Source organism: Sphingomonas sp. 7/4-4 (assembly GCF_027941955.1).
Classification (GTDB): Bacteria; Pseudomonadota; Alphaproteobacteria; order Sphingomonadales; family Sphingomonadaceae; genus Sphingomonas.
This window is the reverse complement of record NZ_CP115960.1, coordinates 732,256-751,043: the sequence shown is the minus strand read 5'-3', so window position 1 is coordinate 751,043 and position 18,788 is coordinate 732,256. Positions and strand designations below refer to the sequence as shown.

22 protein-coding genes and 2 pseudogenes are annotated in these 18,788 nt (G+C 65.0%); 11 read left to right on the top strand and 13 right to left on the bottom strand.

Going from position 1 to position 18,788, the window contains the following annotated elements; genetic code table 11:
- Positions 1-29: 29 nt before the first annotated feature.
- A pseudogene (locus PIB19_RS03940) lies at positions 30-280 on the top strand (3-deoxy-7-phosphoheptulonate synthase); the annotation flags it as partial.
- Here the strand turns inward: PIB19_RS03940 and PIB19_RS03935 are convergent.
- A complete protein-coding gene (locus PIB19_RS03935) occupies positions 277-2,682 on the bottom strand; it encodes a type ISP restriction/modification enzyme (RefSeq protein ID WP_271239756.1) in 2,406 nt (801 codons plus the stop codon). The pseudogene PIB19_RS03940 and the gene PIB19_RS03935 overlap by 4 nt on opposite strands.
- Positions 2,661-3,527, bottom strand: coding sequence for a hypothetical protein (locus PIB19_RS03930; RefSeq protein WP_271239755.1), 867 nt, complete (start codon positions 3,525-3,527; stop codon positions 2,661-2,663). Before PIB19_RS03930 ends, PIB19_RS03935 begins: the two co-directional genes overlap by 22 nt.
- 65 nt (positions 3,528-3,592) lie before the next feature.
- Here PIB19_RS03930 and PIB19_RS03925 point away from each other — a divergent pair, with 65 nt between their 5' ends.
- Positions 3,593-3,883, top strand: coding sequence for a hypothetical protein (locus tag PIB19_RS03925; protein ID WP_271239754.1), 291 nt, complete (start codon positions 3,593-3,595; stop codon positions 3,881-3,883).
- Positions 3,884-3,937: 54 nt separating this feature from the next.
- Here PIB19_RS03925 and PIB19_RS03920 read toward each other — a convergent pair whose 3' ends face one another.
- The 5 genes from PIB19_RS03920 to PIB19_RS03900 all read right to left on the bottom strand — a co-directional run bounded on the left by PIB19_RS03920 (position 3,938) and on the right by PIB19_RS03900 (position 6,409).
- Positions 3,938-4,426 (bottom strand): hypothetical protein, encoded by a 489-nt coding sequence (locus PIB19_RS03920; RefSeq protein WP_271239753.1) that lies wholly within the window; start codon positions 4,424-4,426, stop codon positions 3,938-3,940.
- On the bottom strand, positions 4,423-4,614 hold the full coding sequence (locus PIB19_RS03915) for a hypothetical protein (RefSeq protein WP_271239752.1): 192 nt from the start codon (positions 4,612-4,614) through the stop codon (positions 4,423-4,425). Before PIB19_RS03915 ends, PIB19_RS03920 begins: the two co-directional genes overlap by 4 nt.
- 319 nt (positions 4,615-4,933) lie before the next feature.
- Positions 4,934-5,323 (bottom strand): VOC family protein, encoded by a 390-nt coding sequence (locus PIB19_RS03910; protein ID WP_271239751.1) that lies wholly within the window; start codon positions 5,321-5,323, stop codon positions 4,934-4,936.
- Positions 5,324-5,354: 31 nt separating this feature from the next.
- A complete protein-coding gene (locus PIB19_RS03905; protein ID WP_271239750.1) occupies positions 5,355-5,786 on the bottom strand; it encodes a DUF488 domain-containing protein in 432 nt (143 codons plus the stop codon).
- The gene (locus PIB19_RS03900) at positions 5,783-6,409 is read right to left on the bottom strand and encodes a lysoplasmalogenase family protein (RefSeq protein WP_271239749.1); all 627 of its coding nucleotides are present in this window, start codon (positions 6,407-6,409) and stop codon (positions 5,783-5,785) included. Before PIB19_RS03900 ends, PIB19_RS03905 begins: the two co-directional genes overlap by 4 nt.
- 64 nt (positions 6,410-6,473) lie before the next feature.
- Between PIB19_RS03900 and trmFO the strand changes: the two are divergent.
- A pseudogene (gene trmFO / locus PIB19_RS03895) lies at positions 6,474-7,786 on the top strand (methylenetetrahydrofolate--tRNA-(uracil(54)-C(5))-methyltransferase (FADH(2)-oxidizing) TrmFO).
- Here trmFO and PIB19_RS03890 read toward each other — a convergent pair.
- Both PIB19_RS03890 and PIB19_RS03885 read right to left on the bottom strand, forming a co-directional pair.
- Positions 7,783-8,259 carry an EF-hand domain-containing protein gene (locus tag PIB19_RS03890; protein WP_271239748.1) on the bottom strand — a complete coding sequence of 159 codons (477 nt, stop codon included), beginning with the start codon at positions 8,257-8,259 and terminating at the stop codon, positions 7,783-7,785. The pseudogene trmFO and the gene PIB19_RS03890 overlap by 4 nt on opposite strands.
- A gap of 62 nt (positions 8,260-8,321) precedes the next feature.
- Complete coding sequence (locus tag PIB19_RS03885; RefSeq protein WP_271239747.1) at positions 8,322-8,996, bottom strand: squalene/phytoene synthase family protein; 675 nt, start codon at positions 8,994-8,996, stop codon at positions 8,322-8,324.
- A 123-nt stretch (positions 8,997-9,119) separates the two neighbouring features.
- Here PIB19_RS03885 and PIB19_RS03880 point away from each other — a divergent pair, with 123 nt between their 5' ends.
- From PIB19_RS03880 to PIB19_RS03865, 4 genes are all read left to right on the top strand, one after another.
- Complete coding sequence (locus PIB19_RS03880; RefSeq protein ID WP_271239746.1) at positions 9,120-11,213, top strand: TadE/TadG family type IV pilus assembly protein; 2,094 nt, start codon at positions 9,120-9,122, stop codon at positions 11,211-11,213.
- Positions 11,210-11,836: a TadE/TadG family type IV pilus assembly protein gene (locus PIB19_RS03875; protein WP_271239745.1), complete on the top strand. Its 627-nt coding sequence runs from the start codon at positions 11,210-11,212 to the stop codon at positions 11,834-11,836. Before PIB19_RS03880 ends, PIB19_RS03875 begins: the two co-directional genes overlap by 4 nt.
- Positions 11,833-12,075: a TadE/TadG family type IV pilus assembly protein gene (locus PIB19_RS03870; protein ID WP_271239744.1), complete on the top strand. Its 243-nt coding sequence runs from the start codon at positions 11,833-11,835 to the stop codon at positions 12,073-12,075. The genes PIB19_RS03875 and PIB19_RS03870 overlap by 4 nt, the downstream gene beginning before the upstream one ends.
- A 151-nt stretch (positions 12,076-12,226) precedes the next feature.
- Entirely contained in the window at positions 12,227-12,550 is a 324-nt protein-coding gene (locus PIB19_RS03865; RefSeq protein WP_271239743.1) for a hypothetical protein, read from the top strand.
- A gap of 38 nt (positions 12,551-12,588) precedes the next feature.
- Here the strand turns inward: PIB19_RS03865 and PIB19_RS03860 are convergent, their stop codons facing one another.
- From PIB19_RS03860 to eno, 4 genes are all read right to left on the bottom strand, one after another.
- On the bottom strand, positions 12,589-13,995 hold the full coding sequence (locus tag PIB19_RS03860) for a pyruvate dehydrogenase complex E1 component subunit beta (RefSeq protein ID WP_271239742.1): 1,407 nt from the start codon (positions 13,993-13,995) through the stop codon (positions 12,589-12,591).
- A gap of 1 nt (position 13,996) precedes the next feature.
- On the bottom strand, positions 13,997-15,046 hold the full coding sequence (pdhA, locus tag PIB19_RS03855) for a pyruvate dehydrogenase (acetyl-transferring) E1 component subunit alpha (protein WP_271239741.1): 1,050 nt from the start codon (positions 15,044-15,046) through the stop codon (positions 13,997-13,999).
- A gap of 202 nt (positions 15,047-15,248) precedes the next feature.
- Positions 15,249-15,566, bottom strand: a complete 318-nt coding sequence (locus PIB19_RS03850) for an FtsB family cell division protein (protein ID WP_271239740.1) — start codon at positions 15,564-15,566, stop codon at positions 15,249-15,251.
- 193 nt (positions 15,567-15,759) lie between these two features.
- The gene (eno, locus tag PIB19_RS03845) at positions 15,760-17,037 is read right to left on the bottom strand and encodes a phosphopyruvate hydratase (RefSeq protein WP_271239739.1); all 1,278 of its coding nucleotides are present in this window, start codon (positions 17,035-17,037) and stop codon (positions 15,760-15,762) included.
- A 146-nt stretch (positions 17,038-17,183) separates the two neighbouring features.
- Between eno and PIB19_RS03840 the strand changes: the two genes are divergently transcribed.
- The 4 genes from PIB19_RS03840 to PIB19_RS03825 are packed head-to-tail and all read left to right on the top strand — an operon-like array spanning position 17,184 to position 18,763.
- Positions 17,184-17,708: a hypothetical protein gene (locus PIB19_RS03840; protein WP_271239738.1), complete on the top strand. Its 525-nt coding sequence runs from the start codon at positions 17,184-17,186 to the stop codon at positions 17,706-17,708.
- A 13-nt stretch (positions 17,709-17,721) separates the two neighbouring features.
- Positions 17,722-18,063, top strand: coding sequence for a phage holin family protein (locus PIB19_RS03835; RefSeq protein WP_271239737.1), 342 nt, complete (start codon positions 17,722-17,724; stop codon positions 18,061-18,063).
- Positions 18,060-18,407 (top strand): DUF3618 domain-containing protein, encoded by a 348-nt coding sequence (locus PIB19_RS03830; RefSeq protein WP_271239736.1) that lies wholly within the window; start codon positions 18,060-18,062, stop codon positions 18,405-18,407. The genes PIB19_RS03835 and PIB19_RS03830 overlap by 4 nt, the downstream gene beginning before the upstream one ends.
- On the top strand, positions 18,404-18,763 hold the full coding sequence (locus PIB19_RS03825) for a hypothetical protein (RefSeq protein ID WP_271239735.1): 360 nt from the start codon (positions 18,404-18,406) through the stop codon (positions 18,761-18,763). Before PIB19_RS03830 ends, PIB19_RS03825 begins: the two co-directional genes overlap by 4 nt.
- Positions 18,764-18,788 lie beyond the last annotated feature (25 nt).

Genomic DNA, 18,788 nt, shown 5'->3' with positions numbered 1-18,788 from the left:
GACGCCGGAGCGGCGCGCTCGCGCGAGGAGCCGAAGCCCGCGGCTTCTTCGCCGTCACTGCGCCGGGGGCACCTTCGCCGGCGGCATCCACGCCGAGATGACCGGCCAGAACGTCACCGAATGCACCGGCGGCGCGATCGACGTGACGGAGCAGTCGCTGGCCGACCGCCACCACACGCACTGCGACCCGCGGCTCAACGCGGGGCAGTCGCTGGAGCTGGCGTTCTTGCTGGCGGAGATGCTGAATGCCGAGATGGCTGAGCGGCGGAAGGCGGCTTAGGTCACCTTCGCCGCCGGAATCAGTGGCCCTTCGCACACGCGTTTGAGCAGATCGGCTTGCTTCGGCTCCAACTCCACGAGCAGTGTCAGCACATTGAGGACATTAATCAGTTCGCTGGTATATTCGGGCAGCCAATGGTCCGGCTGGATCTCGCCCAGCTTCGAAGGCTTGCGCTTGTCGCCGATCTGGGGGCGTTCGCGGTTCTTCTTGCGATAGCTGAACCACTGGCGCAGCACCTGCTTGCCCGAGACCTCATAGGCCCAGACCGCGGGCGCGACATTCTCGATAAATCCGCTGCCAACCAGCAACCGGCGCTTGCTCGCGTCATAGTCGATGGCATCGGGGAAACCCTCCGACGTTGAGGAAATGCGGCCTTCCTTCGAATTTGTCGGCGGGTTGATGGCGACGCGCGGCGGTCCTGCCGGATGGCCTTCGGTGAAGCGCTCGCCGAAGCTGTGCAGCCAGATCACTTCACGCCCGAGGGAAGCCGCCTCGGCGAACAGTTTGGCGTTGGCGGTAAGCGGCACGCGCAGTCCGGGCTGGATCAGGTCCTCGCGAAAGCGTTCCGTATAGGCAGGATGCGCGAGCAGTGCCGCGACATAGGCGAAGACGTCGACCGGATCGACCGCCGCACCGTAGGTCTTGGCTAGCTCGGTGAGGAGTTTGGCCGAGATGTTCGGCTGGGTTGCGGCGGCATCTTTCCAGAGAGCGAAAACTCGGCCTCCGAACGAGCCCTTGTAATGATCTTGGTCAGGAATCAGGGCAGTGATAGAAATCGCAGGCCCTGATTTTGGACTGCTTGCCATCAACGCGGTCGCGAATATCTGCTTGTCCCCATAAATTTCCCAAAGCCTCGGGCGAGGATCGTTCAGCAGCCTTGAATCGGCGGGAAGCCACTGCCGATCAAAAGAACGAAACCCATATCTAATCGGTGGAACAAGCGAGGCTTGGTCATTGATGATTGAAGTGACCCTTGTCGGATAGGATCCCAAATGTTCTTTGACGAACTTTCGAATGTGGCGCGCTGAAACCACACCTTTGCGCAATTGAGGATGAAATAGGGCTTCCTTGTTGTCGGCATTCGCCTCTTTTACCAACGTGTCCCAGCGGCGCTCCAGCGTAGCGGGATCCGGCGAGACAGCCCATGTTCGACCAGGCATCACGCCCGAACCAAAGTCCCCTAGTGCAACGTCGAGCGGAAGATAGTTTGACCAGCCTCCTGCCGAGGCTGGCAGGAACGGTGCGCGCCAGTCAGCAGAGCAGTCGTTCCAGCCTTTGGCATCAAGCGTGATCTTGCCAAGTTCCTCAAACTTGGCTTCGCGCCTCCCTTTTGCGAGTGCGCGAAAACGCACCCGGGCGGGTTTGCCAGGGTCATTGGCCGGTGAACGCGATGCGAGAACAATGCACACTGGATGCTGCACGCCTTGGAAAACCCGCGTCGCAACTTCGGGCTGATGCCCCTCAGGCGAGCAGTCGATAATCCAGATCTCATCGCAATCGCGGCGCAGATCAGCACGCATCTTCTGGAATCCTGGCCCGTTCAGGAAGCCTGCGACGGTGATGTAACATACAATTCCCGACAGCTTCTCTTCGACCGGCGGGTTACGATCCTGGCCACCCGCACCCTGTTCAAAAACCTTCCACGCCGCCCAGCGCCAGAAATAAATGTATAGGTTACGCAGATGCTTGGCGTGTGCGCCGACGCCCCATTCAACCGGCGGCGCCCAATCCTTTAGTGGTGCCACTCGGTTGCTGCCGTTCTCGATCCAGCTGCCTTTGCCTTTGGCCTTTTCCTTGTAGGGCGGATTGCCGATCACCACGGTGATTGGCTGCTCACGCTTGATACGATTCGCATGTTCGCGCGATTTCGAAATCTCTCGATAAATGCCTTGGCCAGCCTCGATATCGGCATAGGGATCGCTCAGCGTATCGGTGACAAACAGGCCGGGGCTGCCGTCCGCCTCCAGTTCGATCATCTCCGCTAGCAGCCGGAGCTGTGCGACAGCGAAAGCACCGAACTGCAGTTCGAACCCATAGATGCGCTTCGCTGCTTCGGTGATCGCGCCCGCTACGGCGCCAGCGCCTTCGTCGGCCTCCACATTAGCCGCGATCGCGCGCAGGACAGCCAGCAGGAAGGTGCCCGATCCGGTCGCCGGATCGGCGATATGCACTTGGCCGCTCGCCAGCCCCTGCGTCACGCCAAAGCGTTGCGACGATTTCAACGCCTCGTCGCACAGTCGCACCATCGTCTGCACCACCTGCGGCGGGGTGTAATAGGAGCCGGTCTGGCGCCGCAGCGCCGGATCGTAAACGGTCAGGAAGTCCTCGTAGAAATAGAGCCACGCCTCGGGATCGCCCTTCGAAACCTTGTCCCAGCTCACTACGTCGAGCACGCGCACCATCGTGTCGAGCGAGGGCCCGAGCGAGAGATCTTTTCAGTGAGCAGCCGCAGCGCCGTGCCGATCAGCGTGTTGGTGGTGCCGAGTTCCTTCGCTACTTTGTCGAGACCATCCGCCAGCCTCAGATTCCGGGACTTGGCCATCAGCAGGCCGAAGGTAACCGCCTGCGCATAGCCATCGGCAAATCTCTCGTCGTCTGCATCGGGAAACAGCAGCGCCTTCCAGTCCTCCTCGAGCTCGGCGAGCCTCGCATTCTTCACGCCAAGCTGCTCGATCACTTCATCGCGCAAATATCGGCAGAGGCGCGCGGCGACGGTCGCAAGTTCCCTTGCATTGCGCGGCGCGACCGGATCCCAAGTCAGGAACGCGTGGATCAGTGGGAGCAACGATTGTGGCGCAGCCAACGCCGCGCCGGAAGTCTCGATGTCACCATCCAGCCGGGCGATCTCGCCGACCAGCTTCCCATCCTTCCACAGCGTGAAGGCGTTGCCGTCGGTGTAGATCAGGTTAGGCAGTGCCTTGAGCTTATCCCATTGCTCTTTGTCGTGCTTGTCCTTGAACTTGCGTGGATCGGCCCCCTTGCCCGGTGCCTTCACTTCGACGAATCCGATGAGCGCCTTGTTGCGCTGGACCGCGAAGTCGGGTCGGGTACGAAGGTCGGATAGAGAAGTCTCGCCGATCAGCGTCACGGCACCGTCCGCAAACCCGCATTCCGAGGCAAGTGCTGCGAACAGTTGCTCGATGGGGTTACGCAGCTGGTCCTCAGGCTGACCGCCTTGGTTGAGCTTCGCCTTGGCTGCGGCGCCGAATTCGCCCACAGCTTTCTTGATCCGGTCGGCTTGCGTCACTGATCCCCCCGTTAGTGTCACCTTGCATCAGGGCGAGCGCCCCAGCAACTAGCGGATTGTGACCGATGGACGATCTCTTTGAATCCGGTCCCAAACAGTTCGGATTGGATCTCGGGGAAACAGTTGCTCCGGTATCCTATGCTCCCGACCCCGCCGAAGTCCGCGCCGAACTGATTGAGATCCTGGATGCCGCGCGGTCGGCGACCGATGAAGCGCCGTGGGACGAGCGGACACACCTCTATCACAAGGTCGTCTTCCCTCAGATGGCGCAATGGCTGCCCGACGATGAGCGGGACCAACTCTGTTTCGACTTTGCACGCGAGGTCGAACGAATCGAATTGCTGATGGCTGCTTAGGACTTTCCTACACCCTCACGACACACTATGTTCCCTCTTTGTTCGCTAACGGAGTCACCCCCGATGCGCAAGCAGGAACAGCTCGACACCCTCCTCCTCTTCACTCCCCACGTCCCCGCGCGCGTCCAGCCCGGCGGCTGGACCCCGCAGCGCCAAGTCGCTTTCATCGCGGCGCTCGCGCGCACCGGGGTCGTGCGGGCGGCGGCGGCGTCGGTCGGCATGTCGACGCGCTCGGCCTATCAGCTCCGCACCCGCGTCAAGCTGCATACCCATAATCTCGCCGACGCGCCGATGACGCCCGCGCAGGCCGCGGCTCTGGGCCCCGGCTATGTCTACAGCTTCGCCGCGGCGTGGGACCTCGCGCTCGATCAGGGGCTCACGCTCCAGCTCCACGCCGCGTCGCCGATCGCGTTCGATGGCGAGCGCGTGCCGGTGGTGCGCCGCGGCCAGATCATCGGCTGGCAGCAGAAGTTCAATATCCGCCTGATGATCGCCGCGCTCGGCGCGTACCGGCGCAGCACCGAGCACCGGTCGTACGATCACGAGATCCGCACCGCCGAACGCTCGGCCCGTTTCCTCGAGCAGATCGAAGCGCGGCTGCGGCTCGGCCCCCGCGCTGGCCGGATGCGGCGCCGGTCGAATCCTACGAAGACCGGCTCGCCCGCCTGCGCCGTGAACGCGAAGAGCGCCGCGTCTACGGGCCGCGCGTCCACGGCCTGCTCGATCCTCATGGCCCGGCCGACCGTCCGCCGCGCACGCTGGCCGAACGCACCGCCGCCGAAGCAAAGGCGTGGCTCGACCGGCAATCGCCGGAGGCGAGCGAGTCATGAAATTGCTCGGCCACGCAACGAAATGTCCCAAACCGCGGGCAAAGTGCGAAGCCAAGCCGCGCAAATCCAACATTCGTGCCGCGCGCGGGGGCGCTGCAACAAAGCGACATATCTCTGTAACGCACGGCGTCCAATGCCGCTCGGGCCGGCGCCAGGTCCCCTCCTTCCGCGCCGGCTCTCCCCGAACTACGGGGCGGCTCCGGCCGCCCCGCTTTTTGCCTCATTCGGGCCGGTGGCACACTGCCTCGATATTGGTCCCGTCGGGGTCGAACACGAATGCGGCGTAATAATCGGGGTGGTAATGCGCGCGGATGCCCGGGGCGCCGTGATCGGTGCCGCCCGCCGCCAGCGCCGCGGCGTGGAACGCGTCGACCTGCGCGCGGCTGTCGGCGCTGAAGGCGACATGCGTGCCCTGCCCCACTTGCTCATTGTCGCCGATCCAGAAGAACGGGTTGCCCTGCTTGCCATAGCCGATCGCGGTGCCGCCCGCCTCGGTCTGTTCGGGCGTGACGCGCAGGATCTCGGCGATGCCGAGCGGCGCGAGCGCGGCGGTGTAGAAGGTGTCGGAGCGGGCGAGGTCGGAGACGGCGAAACCGATATGGTCGATCATGGCGGTCACTCCTTTCAGGGAAACGGGCCTTTCAGGGAAACAGGTCGACGATTTCGGCGCCCTCGCCCTCGGCCGCGAGCAGCAGGGTGCGGTGGCAATGTTCGGGGTTGCGCTCGAAGCAGACCAGGGCGCTGGGCTTCTCCGCCGCGAGCGCGCGCATCTGCGCCGCCTCGGCCTGCGCCTCGGGCAGCCCGAGCTGGGTTTCGTACACGCGCTCCAGCGTCGCGACGTCGCCTTTCTTGGCCGCGTCGCGCCCCGGCTTGGGGGTGCCGAGATTCTTGAGGAGGACATAGTCGATCCCCGTGTCCTTCAGGCTCGCGGCGAGCATGTTCTTCGAGAAGCCCGGCCGCCGCGAGAGGGGCACCGCGCGCACGTCGATCACCCGCTCGACCCCGGCCTTGTGGAGCGCCGCGATGAACTCGGCCATCGTCGTCGCCTCATAGCCGATCGTGAAGATCCTCATGCCCGCAAGCTCCGCACCACGCCCCAGGCGATCAACGCCTGTCCGGCGAAATAGGTCGGCCAGATGAGCAGTGCCGGAAGCGCCGATCCCGCCATCGGCCCCATCCGCCCGAAGATGAGGAGGTCCGAAAGCACGAACAATGCCGCGCCCAGCCCCACGCTCCCCTGCGGAAACCGGCTGATCGCCGCGGTCCCGAACATCACCCCCAGCCCCGCGGCGTAGAGCGCGATCCCCGGCGCGGCGGCGCGGTCCGCGGGCAGCAGGAACGCCGCTCCGGCCACCGCCGCCGCGATCAGGGCGGCCTGCCACAACGGCCCGCTCCGGTTGCGCAGGTACAGGGTCGCGGCGACGACATGCCCGGCCAGGAAGGCGATCGCGCCGATCGTCAGCCCATGCGTCTCGAGCAGCACATCGCCGGTCGCTCCCAGCGCCAACGCCGCCGCGATCAGCCACCCGTCGGTGCCGCGAGCCTGCGCCGCCGCCCAGAGCGCGAGCAGCCCGACCCCGGCCCCCTTCCACGCCGTCTCCGCCACGAAGGGCACGCTGATCCAGTGCGTGGCATAGAAGCTCCCGCCCGCCACCAATGCGGCAAGGAAGAGCAAGCGGAGCGCGGCCGGGTTCATGCCCCGGAGCATAACGCGGCCACAGCCTTTGTCATGCGCCCCGCTTGCCGCTATTCGCCCGGCCGTGACTCACGACATCCACATCATCGGCGGCGGCCTCGCCGGTTCCGAAGCCGCATGGCAGCTCGCGCAGGCCGGGCACAAGGTGAAGCTCTCCGAAATGCGCGGCTCGGGGCACAGGACCCCGGCGCACCACACCGACAGCCTCGCCGAGCTCGTCTGCTCCAATTCGTTCCGCTCCGACGATGCCGAACGCAACGCCGTCGGCCTGCTCCATCAGGAGATGCGCGACCTCGGCTCGCTGATCCTCACCCAGGGCGATATCCACAAGGTCCCCGCCGGCTCGGCGCTGGCCGTCGACCGCGACGGCTTCTCGGCCGGCGTCACCGCCGCATTGGAGGCCCACCCGAACATCACTATCGTCCGCGAGCGCGTGGACCAGCTCCCCGCCGAGGGCCTGACCATCGTCGCCACCGGCCCGCTCACTGCGCCCGGCCTCGCCGAGAGCATCGGCAGCGCCACCGGCAAGGAGGCGCTCGCCTTTTCGATGCCATCGCCCCGATCGTCCATTTCGAGAGCATCGACTTCACCACTGCCTGGTACCAGTCGCGCTGGAACAAGGGCGAGGGCAAGGATTACATCAACTGCCCGATGTCGAAGGACGAATATCTCGCCTTCCACGCCGGTTTGCTCGCCGGCGAGAAGACCGAGTTCCGCGAGTGGGAGAACGTCCCCTATTTCGAAGGCTGCATGCCGATCGAGGTGATGGCCGAGCGCGGCGTCGACACCTTGCGCTACGGGCCGATGAAGGGCGTCGGCCTCGACGATCCGCGTACCGGGCGCTGGCCTTATGCAGTCGTCCAGCTCCGGCAGGACAATGCCAGCGGCACGCTGTGGAACATGGTCGGCTTCCAGACCAAGCTCAAATATGCCGCCCAGGTCGAGCTGTTCCGCACCATCCCCGGCCTGGAAAAGGCCGAGTTCGCCCGGCTGGGCGGCCTGCACCGCAACACCTTCATCAAGTCCCCCGAGCTGCTCGATCCGACACTCCGGCTCAAGGCGCGCCCGAACATCCGCTTTGCCGGCCAGATCACCGGCTGCGAAGGCTATGTCGAGAGCGCCGCGATCGGGCTGCTCGCGGGCCGCTTCGCCGCTGCCGAGCTCGCCGGTCAAACCCTCCCGGCCCCACCGCGCGAAACGGCTTTGGGCGCGCTGCTGGCCCACATCACCGGCGAGGCCGAAATCGAGACCTATCAGCCGATGAACGTCAATTTCGGGCTGTTCCCGCCGATCGAGGGTCGCTCGAAAAAGGCCGACCGCAAGCTGATGTACACCAGCCGCGCGCGTGCTGCGTTCAGCGGCTGGATGCCGGCTTAGTCTTCCGCCTCCTCCTTGGCGGGAGCGGCGGGGCACGCGCAGCGCGGCTCGGCGCCGGCGCGGGCCTTGGGTGCAGTGGCGAGGAACTCCGCACGACTCAAGGCCCCCGATTTGTCGGCATCGGCTCCGGCGAATTTGGTCGTGGTCTTCGCCGCCCATTCGTCGAAATCGAGCCGCCCGTCATGATTGGCGTCGAGCTTCGCATAGGCCTTCCGCCGCGAGAGCAGATATTCCTCGCGAGTCACCGCGTCGTTGCGGTCCTTGTCATAACGATCGAAGCGCTTCTGCTCGCGCGTCTTCGCGCTGGCGCGTGGTGCTTCCTCGGGAAGCGGATCCTCTGCCGCCAGCGCCGCCGCGCGGGGCGCCGGGGCACCCGGAAGCTTCACGTCAGGTACGGTAGAGCCGCGAAGCAGGAACAAGCCCGCGAGCCCCAGCAACAATGCCGCGCCCGCACCGACCAAATAGCGCCACATCCAACGTCTCCCCCGAGAGTCGAAGCCGCCAAGCTACGCGCGTCCGTCGCGCTGGCAAGCCCCTAGCTGCCGGTAAGGCGATGCCAGAGCAGCCGGCCGACCCGGTGCGGTGCCCCGACCGGCGGCTCCTCGCCTTCCGGCAGGCGCAGATCGAGCCGCGCGAGGTGCGCCAGAGCCCCGAGCGCCCGGCCATTGCGGCTCCAGCGCCTCGATACGGCCTCTTCGAGCAGCGGCGCGGCGAGATCGCGCGCCTCGGCGGCCTCGCCAGGTGCCCGGAGGTGGCGCGCCAGGTCGATCAGCGCCCAGCCCTGCCCGGCCGAGGCGAGCGGGTCGTCCGGCGCGGCGCCGATCGCCATACCCGCCGCAACGAACAGCTGGCCGCGCCCTGCGCCAAAACGCAGCAAGGCGTCGCGACCGAGCGTCTCCTCTTCGACCAGCACTTCCCAGCCATGGACGATCGGCAACAGCGCGGCACCCTGCACGCCCCGTGGCAGCACTTCGCGTTCCAACGCTTGCAAGACGGGCTCAGCCGGAGCCGGCTCGCTGTCCAGCTCCGCCAGCGCCTCGCGCCACCAGGCGAGCCGCAACTGGCCCAGAGCAGGCTCGCGCGTCGTCCGCAGCAACTGCGCCAGTGCGTCGTCGAGCGCGAACAGCGCCTCGATCGCAGCCGCAGTCCCCCGCGGCGCATAAGAGAGCGCAAGCGCGCGTTCCGGGTTCCCCGCCGACGCTCCGGTCATTTCCCCGGCGCCCATAAGCCACCCGTTAACCAGCTCGATTTATGGGGCGTTAGCTGTGCGTGCGGCATGACGCTGCGTTGATCGGGGACCGGGGTCGCAAAAATGGTGGGCAATCGGCATAGCTTGGCGAAGGCGAAGGGGTTCCTGACGGGGTTCGCCCGGGATACGCGCGCCAACACGCTGGCGATCATGACGATGGCGCTGATTCCTCTCGCGGGCATGGTGGGCGGCGGCATCGACATCAGCCGCATGTACATCGTCAAGACGCGCCTGCAACATGGTTGCGACGCCGGCGCGCTAGCAGGTCGTAAGGCGATGGGCGGCGGCACCTGGACGCAGACGGTCAACAATGTCGCGAGCTTCCCCAAGGTCCAGGCCGAGAAGTTCTTCGACGCCAACTACAACAAGAACGCCTATGGCGTCGATCCGAATACGGTCGCCAAGACCTTCACCGAATCCGCCGGCAAAGTGACCGGGACGGCATCGGCGACGGTGCCGATGACGTTGATGCGCATCTTCGGCAAGACCAGCGAGACGCTCAGCGTCACGTGCGACGCCGAAATGCGGCTGCCGAACACCGATGTGATGTTCGTGCTCGATACAACGGGCTCGATGAACTTTTGTCCGAACGGCGACCCCAGCTGCAACGGCGACGCGAACTCACGCATCGCCGCGCTGCGCACGGCAGTGAAGTGCTTCTACCAGATCGTGGCGCGGCTCGACGTGCCGGATGTCGATTGCGACGGCGACGAGCCGAGCGGCGGCACAGGCAACCAGGTGCAGATCCGCTTCGGCTTCGTGCCCTATTCGACCAATGTGAACGTCGGCAAGCTGCTGCCCAACGACTATCTGGTCGACAGCTGGGTGTATCAGACGCGCCTGCCGCACATTGCCGTTCCGCCCCAGAAGACCGAGACGCGCTGGGAAAGCTATGGCGGCGGCTCGCTTACCCAAAGCGACTGCGTCCTGTTCATGAACAACCAGGCCGTTGGGTCCTTCACGCCGACTCCGGCCAGTTCGGGTGGTCCGGTCCCCGCACCGACGATCAGATCAAGCTTCCCGACCGATGGGGCTGCCACGGACAACACCTCGACCGGCGAATGGGGCTGGTCGTCGGGATCGAACCCGACCGAGAGCTGGGGCAACGCACCCGACCGCTCGACCGGTTGGAACGACAACAGGAAGAGCTGCCGCCGCAAGAAGACGACCACCACCACTTATTACGAGGAAAAGTTCGCGAACTGGGAGTATAACCAGATTCCGGTCACCGTCAGCGGGCTCAAGGCCGGCGGGAGCAGCTGGAACAACAGCTTCACCATGCCGAGCTCGACGGCGGATCCCGATACGCATTCGATCGCGGATCCCGTACCCGGCGTCGGTGGAATGGACATCCCGCAGGCGACGATCACCTGGTCCGGGTGCATCGAGGAGCGCGCGACGATCCAGGCCACCGACTACGACCCGATTCCGACGGACGCGCTCGATCTGGACATCGATCTGGTGCCGTTCGACGACGATTCGCGTTGGAGGCCCGCATTGCCGCAGCTGATCTTCACGCGAGGATCGACCTCCGGCGTCAACTACGACGGCAGCAGCTGGACAAATGGCAACACCAGCAACTGGACTACGAACCCACTCACCAACAATACCGATTACAATAACCGGTCTACCTTCTACTGTCCGACCGAGGCGCGAAAGCTCCAGTCCTGGGCCAGCGCGTCGACGTTCCAGAGCTATGTCAACTCGCTCAATCCGGCCGGCAACACCTATCACGACATCGGCATGATCTGGGGCGCGCGCCTGATGTCGCCCACCGGCATCTTCAAGAACGAGAACGCCACCACGCCGAACGGCGGTGAGATCGAACGGCACATGATCTTCATGACCGACGGCGACACCAACGCGAACAACTACGACTATGCTGCCTACGGCCTGCCCTTCTTCGACAGTCGCCAGACGCCGGATAACCCCACCAAGGCGCAGCTCGACGAGCAGGTGAACCTGCGGTTTCTCGCGATCTGCAATTGGGTGAAGAACTCGAACATCAAGCTCTGGGTGATCAATTTCGGCGAAGGGCAGGCACAGGAGACCGTGGACCGGCTCAAGGCCTGCGCGAGGGACGGCGGCGAATATTACGAGGCGACGGATTCGGTGGGTCTGCAACGGACCTTCAAATCGATCGCGGACCAGATCTCGCAGTTGAGGCTCACCAAGTGATCGGCCCTGTTCAACACCTGCGCCGGGTCGCGCACGACGAGCGCGGCGTCACCGTCGTCGAGTTCGCCATCGTGGCGCCGGTGATGGGGCTGTTGCTTCTCGGCGCATTCGACGTGGCGCACACGCTCTATATGCGCGCAGCGCTGCAGGGCGTCGTGCAGAAGGTCGCGCGCGACGCGACGCTCGAATCCGGCCTCAACAGCGCCACGCAGACCACGCTCGACGACAAGGTGAGGAACCAGATCAAGGCACTCGCCAACAACGGCGTCGTGACGATCACGCGCCAATGGTATCGCAACTACGCGCAGGCTGCGGCCTCGCAGTTCGAGCCCTATACCGACACCAACCATAACGGCACCTGTGACGGCCCGCAGGGCCTCACGCCGGGCGAACCCTATGAGGATTCCAACGGCAATGGCCGATGGGATGCGACGGGCGGCAACCTCAACCAGGGCGGCGCAAAGGATGCGGTGCTCTATACCGCGACAGTCACCTATCCGCGCTTCTTTCCGCTCAACAATTTCATCGGCGGGTCGAGCACGACCACGGTGAGAGCCCAGACGATCCTGCGCAACCAGCCTTATGGCGATCAGGGAGCGCCGGCAGTGAGGAGTTGCACGTGAAGCACGGACTCACCCTGTTCCGGGCGGCCGCGGGGCGGTTCGGCCGCGACACCAGCGGGCTGGCGCTGCTCGAATTCGCCTTTTCGATGCCGATCCTGCTGGCGATGAGCCTCACCGGCGCGGAATTGACCAACTACATCATCACCCGGATGCGCGTCAGCCAGATCGCGCTTCAGCTGGCGGACAATTCCGCGCGCATGGGCTCGGGCAGCCAGCTCGAGATCCAAGAAGGTCTATGAGAGCGACATCGAGGACCTGCTCACCGGCGCCAATTTCCAGGCAAGCGAGCTGAACCTGTTCGCCAACGGGCGCGTGATCATATCGAGCGTCGAACCGCACCCAACGACCGCGAACAAATACCGGATTCGCTGGCAGCGCTGCAAAGGCACCATGACCAGCTGGGCATCGAGCTACGGCACTCCCGTCTCGGCGACCAGTGTCGACGGCGTGGGCCCCGCCAACCGGCAGATCATCGCGCCGCCCGATGGCGTCGCCATGTTCGTCGAGGTGCGCTATAAATATCAGCCGCTGGTCAAGACTTCGCTGTCGCCGACGAGCGAGATGAACGAGGTTGCCTCGATGATGGTCCGCGATCGTCGCGACACCAGCGACGACAGCAAGATCACCGTCAACGGCGTCGAGCAGAATAATCCCAACCCGACACACCCTAACGGAGTGTACAAGGTCAACGGCGTCACCGCCTCGACCTGCTGACGCGCCGGCGGGGCGCCCGAGAGCGCCCCGTCCGTCGCTCAGCCCTTGTACGTCACCTTCTTGACCGCCGCGACGACACGCGCCGCATCGACCAGAGCGAGCTTCTCGAGATTGGCCGCATAAGGCAGCGGCACGTCCTCGTTGGTCACGCGCAGCACCGGGGCGTCGAGGTCGTCGAAGCCCTGCTCCATCGCCACCGCGACGATCTCCGACGAAATCGAGCAGACCGGCCAGCCTTCCTCGACCACCACCATGCGGTTGGTCTTCTTCAGGCTTTCGAGCACCGTCGCGGTATCGAGCGGGCGCAGCGTGCGCAGGTCGATCACTTCGGCTTCGATCCCCTCGCCCGCCAGCGTCTCGGCGGCTTCGAGCGCGACGCCGACGCCGATCGAATAGGACACGATCGTCACGTCCTTGCCCGCGCGCACGATCCGCGCCTTGCCGATCGGCAACACGTGATCGTCGAGCTTGGGCACTTCGAAGTGGCGGCCGTACAGCAGCTCGTTCTCGAGGAAGACGACCGGGTCTTCCGAACGGATCGCCGCCTTGAGCAGGCCCTTGGCATCGGCCGCGTCATAGGGCGCGATCACGATCAGGCCGGGAACGCTGGCATACCACGGACCGTAATTCTGGCTGTGCTGCGCGCCGACGCGGCTCGCCGCGCCGTTGGGACCGCGGAACACGATCGGGCAGCGCATCTGCCCGCCCGACATGTAGTTGGTCTTGGCGGCCGAATTGATGATGTGGTCGATCGCCTGCATCGCGAAGTTGAAGGTCATGAACTCGACGATCGGCTTCAATCCGCCCATCGCCGCGCCCGTGCCGACGCCGGCAAAGCCATATTCGGTGATCGGGGTGTCGATCACGCGCTTGGCCCCGAACTCCTCGAGCAGGCCCTGCGTCACCTTGTACGCGCCCTGATATTCGGCGACTTCCTCGCCCATCACGAACACGCGCGGATCGGCGCGCATTTCCTCGGCCATCGCGTCGCGGAGCGCCTCGCGGACGGTCGTCTTGACCATCTCGGTGCCCTCGGGGATCGCGGGATCGGAGACCGTCGCCGCCTTGTTGCTGGCGAGCTGCGAGGTGCCGCTGTCCGCCTTTTTCGGCCCGTCGCCCTCGCTGCCGAGCTCGCGCTCAGGCGCCTTTTCGGCGGCGGGCGCCTCGGCTTTGGGTGCAGGTGCCGGAGTCGATGCGTCTTCGCCTTCGCCCGCGATCGTCGCGATCACGGTGCCGACTTTAACATTGTCGGTCCCTTCGGCGACCAGGATCGACGCGATCGTACCTTCGTCCACCGCCTCGAATTCCATCGTCGCCTTGTCGGTCTCGATCTCGGCGAGGATGTCGCCCGACTTCACCGTGTCGCCTTCCTTGACGAGCCACTTGGCGAGCGTGCCCTCTTCCATGGTCGGCGAGAGTGCCGGCATCTTGAGTTCGATCGCCATCTCAATAGGTCTCCACCAGCACGTCGGTGTATAGTTCCGCGGGGTCGGGTTCGGGGGTCTGCTCGGCGTAATCGGCGGCTTCGTTCACGACTTTCCGGATTTCCTGCTCGAGCGTCTTGAGTTCGTCCTCCTTGACGCCGAGCTGGTCGAGCTCGCGCTTTACCGCCTCGATCGGGTCGGACTTCTCGCGCACCGACTGGACTTCCTCGCGGCTGCGATACTTGGCCGGATCCGACATCGAGTGACCACGGTAACGGTACGTCTTCATCTCGAGGATGATCGGGCCCTTGCCCGCGCGGACCCAGGCCAAAGCCTCCTCGGCGGCGCCGCGGCAGGCGAGCACGTCCATGCCGTCCACCTGGATGCCGGGAATGCGGAAGCTTTCGCCGCGCTTGTACAGCTGGTCCTCGGACGAGGAGCGATTGACGCTGGTGCCCATCGCATATTGGTTGTTCTCGATCACATAGATGATCGGGAGCTTCCACAGCTCGGCCATGTTGAACGATTCGTAGACCTGGCCCTGGTTCGACGCGCCGTCGCCGAAATAGGCCATCGCGACGCCGCCATCCTCGTTATATTTATGCGCGAAGGCGAGGCCGGTGCCGAGCGAGACTTGCGCGCCGACGATGCCGTGGCCGCCGTAGAACTTCTTCTCGGTCGAGAACATGTGCATCGAGCCGCCCTTGCCGCGGCTGATGCCTGCGCCGCGCCCGGTCAGCTCGGCCATGATCACCTTGGGATCGATGCCGTAAGCGAGCATGTGGCCGTGGTCGCGATAGCCGGTGATCACCGAATCCTTCTCGCCGTCCAGCGCCGACTGCAGGCCGACCGCAACGGCCTCCTGACCGATATAGAGGTGGCAGAAGCCGCCGATGAAGCCGAGCCCGTAGAGCTGCCCTGCTTTCTCTTCGAAGCGGCGGATGAGCAGCATCTGCTTGTAGAATTCGAGCAGCTGCTCCTTGGATGCTTTGTACCGTTCTGGTTCGCTGGGTCGTTCGCGGTTCGGTACCGCAGGTTCGGTAGACGCTTTGCGTGCCGGCGTTTTGGCCACAGGAAATCCTCATGCCCGGAAGGTCAATGCGGCGCCTATAGGCGTGTTTTCGGCCCCGACGCAACGTCAACGCACGCGAAAGGCCGGCGTTCATTCCGCGCGTTGCGCAAACGACACGCTTCCCGGCACGTGCACGCCGAGATGGTAAAATGGGATACCAATTATCAGGCTGTCGAACGCCGCGAAACGCGGCTGTTCCGGACTATTTGTCGAGCGGGACGATGACTTCATCGGGACGCGCGACGTTGAGCTGTTTGCGCACCAGCTCGTCGACCATGTCGGGGTCGGCGCCGCGCTTGGGATCGAGCAAGTCGACGCGATTCTTGATCTCGGCACGCTTCTTGGCCAGCGCCGCATATTCCAGATTCTTCTGCGCGAGCTCGGTCTTCAACTCCCGCGCCGCGACGATGCCCGTGGGCCCCAGCACTGCGTTATAGCCGAAAAAGCCCATGGCGATGAGCACCGCGGCGGGAAGCCCCGCGCGGCGCAGAAGCGTATTGATCGGAGAAGTGCGCGCCATCGGGTTGATTCTTGCGTAACCAGAGTCGTTAATCAAGGCCGCAGTTTCACTTAGCCGAGCCGAAGACACGAAAACCCCTCGTCACCCCGGCCTTGTGCCGGAGTCCACCGGGAGGCACCGGCTGGATCAGCCATAGACGGATAGACCGTGAGGCTGAGTGGACCCCGGCACAAGGCCGGGGTGACGGAATGGTTTAAGCCTTGAGAACCGAGCGGCCCGCATAGCGTGCAGCATCGCCCAGTTCTTCCTCGATGCGGATGAGCTGGTTGTACTTTGCAAGCCGGTCCGAGCGCGCAAGGCTGCCCGTCTTGATCTGCCCGCAATTGGTCGCCACCGCGAGATCGGCGATCGTCGCATCTTCGGTCTCGCCCGAGCGGTGTGACATCACTGCGGTATAGGACGAACGCTGCGCGAGGCTCACCGCCTCCAGCGTCTCGGTCAGCGTGCCGATCTGGTTGACCTTCACCAGCAGCGAATTGGCATAGCCGCCGTCGATGCCGCGCTTGAGGCGCTTGGGGTTGGTCACGAAAAGATCGTCGCCGACCAGCTGGACCTTGCCGCCAATCGCGTCAGTCAGTGCCTTCCAGCCCTCCCAATCGTCCTCGGCCATGCCGTCCTCGATCGAGAAGATCGGGTATTTCGCGGCCAGCCCGGCGAGGAAGTCGACATTTTCAGCCGAGGAAAAGGTCTTCCCCTCGCCCACCATCTTGTAGGCCCCGTCCTTGTAATATTCGGTCGCGGCGCAATCGAGCGCGAGCATCACGTCGTCGCCCGGCGTGTAGCCCGCAGCCTCGATGCTCGCCATGATGAAGTCAAGCGCGTCGGTGGTCGAGCTCAGGTTAGGCGCGAAGCCACCCTCGTCGCCCACGCCGGTCGCGAGACCCTTCTCGTGGAGCTTCTTCTTGAGCGTGTGGAAGATCTCCGAACCGCAGCGCACTGCCTCGACGATATTCTCCGCGCCGACCGGCACGATCATGAATTCCTGGAAGTCGATCGGATTGTCGGCATGCTCGCCGCCGTTGATGATGTTCATCATCGGCACCGGCAGGACGTGCGCGTTGACTCCGCCGACATAGCGGTAGAGCGGCAGCCCGCGTGCATCGGCCGCCGCCTTGGCTGCGGCAAGGCTGACGCCGAGGATCGCATTGGCGCCAAGCCGCCCCTTGTTCTCGGTGCCGTCCAGCTCGATCATCGCCCGATCGAGATCGGCCTGGTCCTCGGCATCGAGCCCCAGCACTTCCTCGGCAATCTCGCTGTTGACTGCCTGGACAGCCGCCTCGACGCCCTTGCCGAGCCAGCGCGTCTTGTCGCCGTCGCGCTTTTCGACCGCTTCGTGCGCCCCTGTCGAGGCACCCGAAGGCACTGCGGCGCGACCGAAGCTGCCGTCTTCGAGCAGCACATCGACCTCCACCGTGGGATTGCCCCGGCTGTCGAGGATCTGGCGGGCATGGATGTCGATGATTGCGGTCACGTAACGGTCTCCCTACTTAGGGTAATTGGATTGCCCGAGGGCGCGCGCGAGCCTCTAACCGCTCCTGTGCTCCCGGGCAACGCAGAGGATGGAACCGGCGCGTACGGCCATGGTTCTCTGCACGAGTAACTGAAAGGGCCCAAGCCATGGCTGACGCGAAGACCCCAAAATCCACCGGCGGCGAGCAAGTCGCTCTCGGAGACCCCAAGCTCGAGGCGACGGCCGGCGGCACGGGACCTGCGGCGATCAACTTCGAAGCGGCGGGCGATCTCGGCGAATCCACATCCGGCACGACTCAGAAGCTCAAGGACGAGGCATCGAAGCTGGGCACGCAGGCGGCCGACCGCGCCCGCGCCTTTGCCGGCGAGAACAAGGAACGCGCCACCAACGCGCTCGACGAGGTCGCCAAGATGTTCGAGGGTGCCGCTCTCGACGTCGATGCGCGGCTCGGCGAGCAATATGGCAAATATGCCCGCTCCGCCGCCCAGGGCATCTCGAACTTCGCCGAGAGCCTGCGCGGTAAGGAAGTCGACGATCTGTTCAACGATGCGACCGAGTTGGTGAAGAAGAGCCCGGTTATCGCCGTCGGTGCGGCGGCCGCGATCGGCTTCGTCGTCGCGCGGCTGATCAAGTCGGGGGTCGACGCGGCTTCCGAAAAAACCGACGCCTGACGGGATAACGGGGGTGAGCGAGCCAGAGACAGCGGAAGAGAGCATCGGCGAGCTGATCGGACGGCTCGTCGAGGACGGCAAGGGCGTCGCCCGCGCCGAGATCGATTATTACCGCACGCTCGCCACCACCAAGGTCGGCGAGGCCAGAGCCGGGCTGATCCTCGGCATCGCCGCGCTGGTGATCGCGCTCTGCTCGGTCACTGCGTTGCTCGTCGGGCTGATCCTGTCGCTGATGCCGCTGATCGGCCCGGCCCTCGCCACGCTGATCGTGATCGTCGTCGCGCTCGCGCTTGCCGGCCTGCTCGGCTGGCTCGCCTACCGGCAGATGGCGCGCCTGTTCGGGAGCGATGCATGAGCACCGATCCGCAATTACTCGCCGCCGAGGCGCAGGTCCAGGCGGCCCGAACCCGCCTGTTCGCGACACTCGATGCGATGCAGGAGCGGCTCAAGCCTTCCCATCTCGCGGAAAATGCCGTCGAAATCGCCGCGCTGGGCGTCGCCTCCACTGCGCGCAAGGGCGCCGAGGCCGTCCGCTCGCGTCCCTTCGCCGTCGCCGCGATCGCCGGAACGGTGGGCCTCGTCTTCGCGCGGGGCTGGATCGCCGACATGCTTCGCCGCCGCAATGAAACCGCCCCCGCCGCCGATGGTTTGAACAAAAAGACATCCGCGAAGCCCGCGAAGAAAGGACAGCCCAGATGAGCAACGACAATGTGAGCGCGCCCAAGGCCGCCAACCAGAACGGCAGCGCCCGAGGTCGTGCGGCAAAGGCGGCCGAGGGGATCGGCGACAATCCGGTCGCGCTCCTCGCCGGCGGCATCGCGCTCGGCGTGGTCATCGGCATGCTGCTGCCCCGTTCGGCGAAGGAGCGCGAGTTGCTCGACCCCGTCGGCCGCCAGCTCGCCGACCGCGCCACCGCCACTGCAAGTGCGGTGAAGCAGGCCGGCAAGCAGGAGATCGAATCGCTCCTCCCCGGCCGCGCCGCCACCAAGGAGCGCGCCACGGCACTGTTCGGCAACCTCCTCGAAGCCGCCAAGGGCGCCGGACAAAAAGCCTAAGGGCGAGATCGGGGTTGAGCGGTTA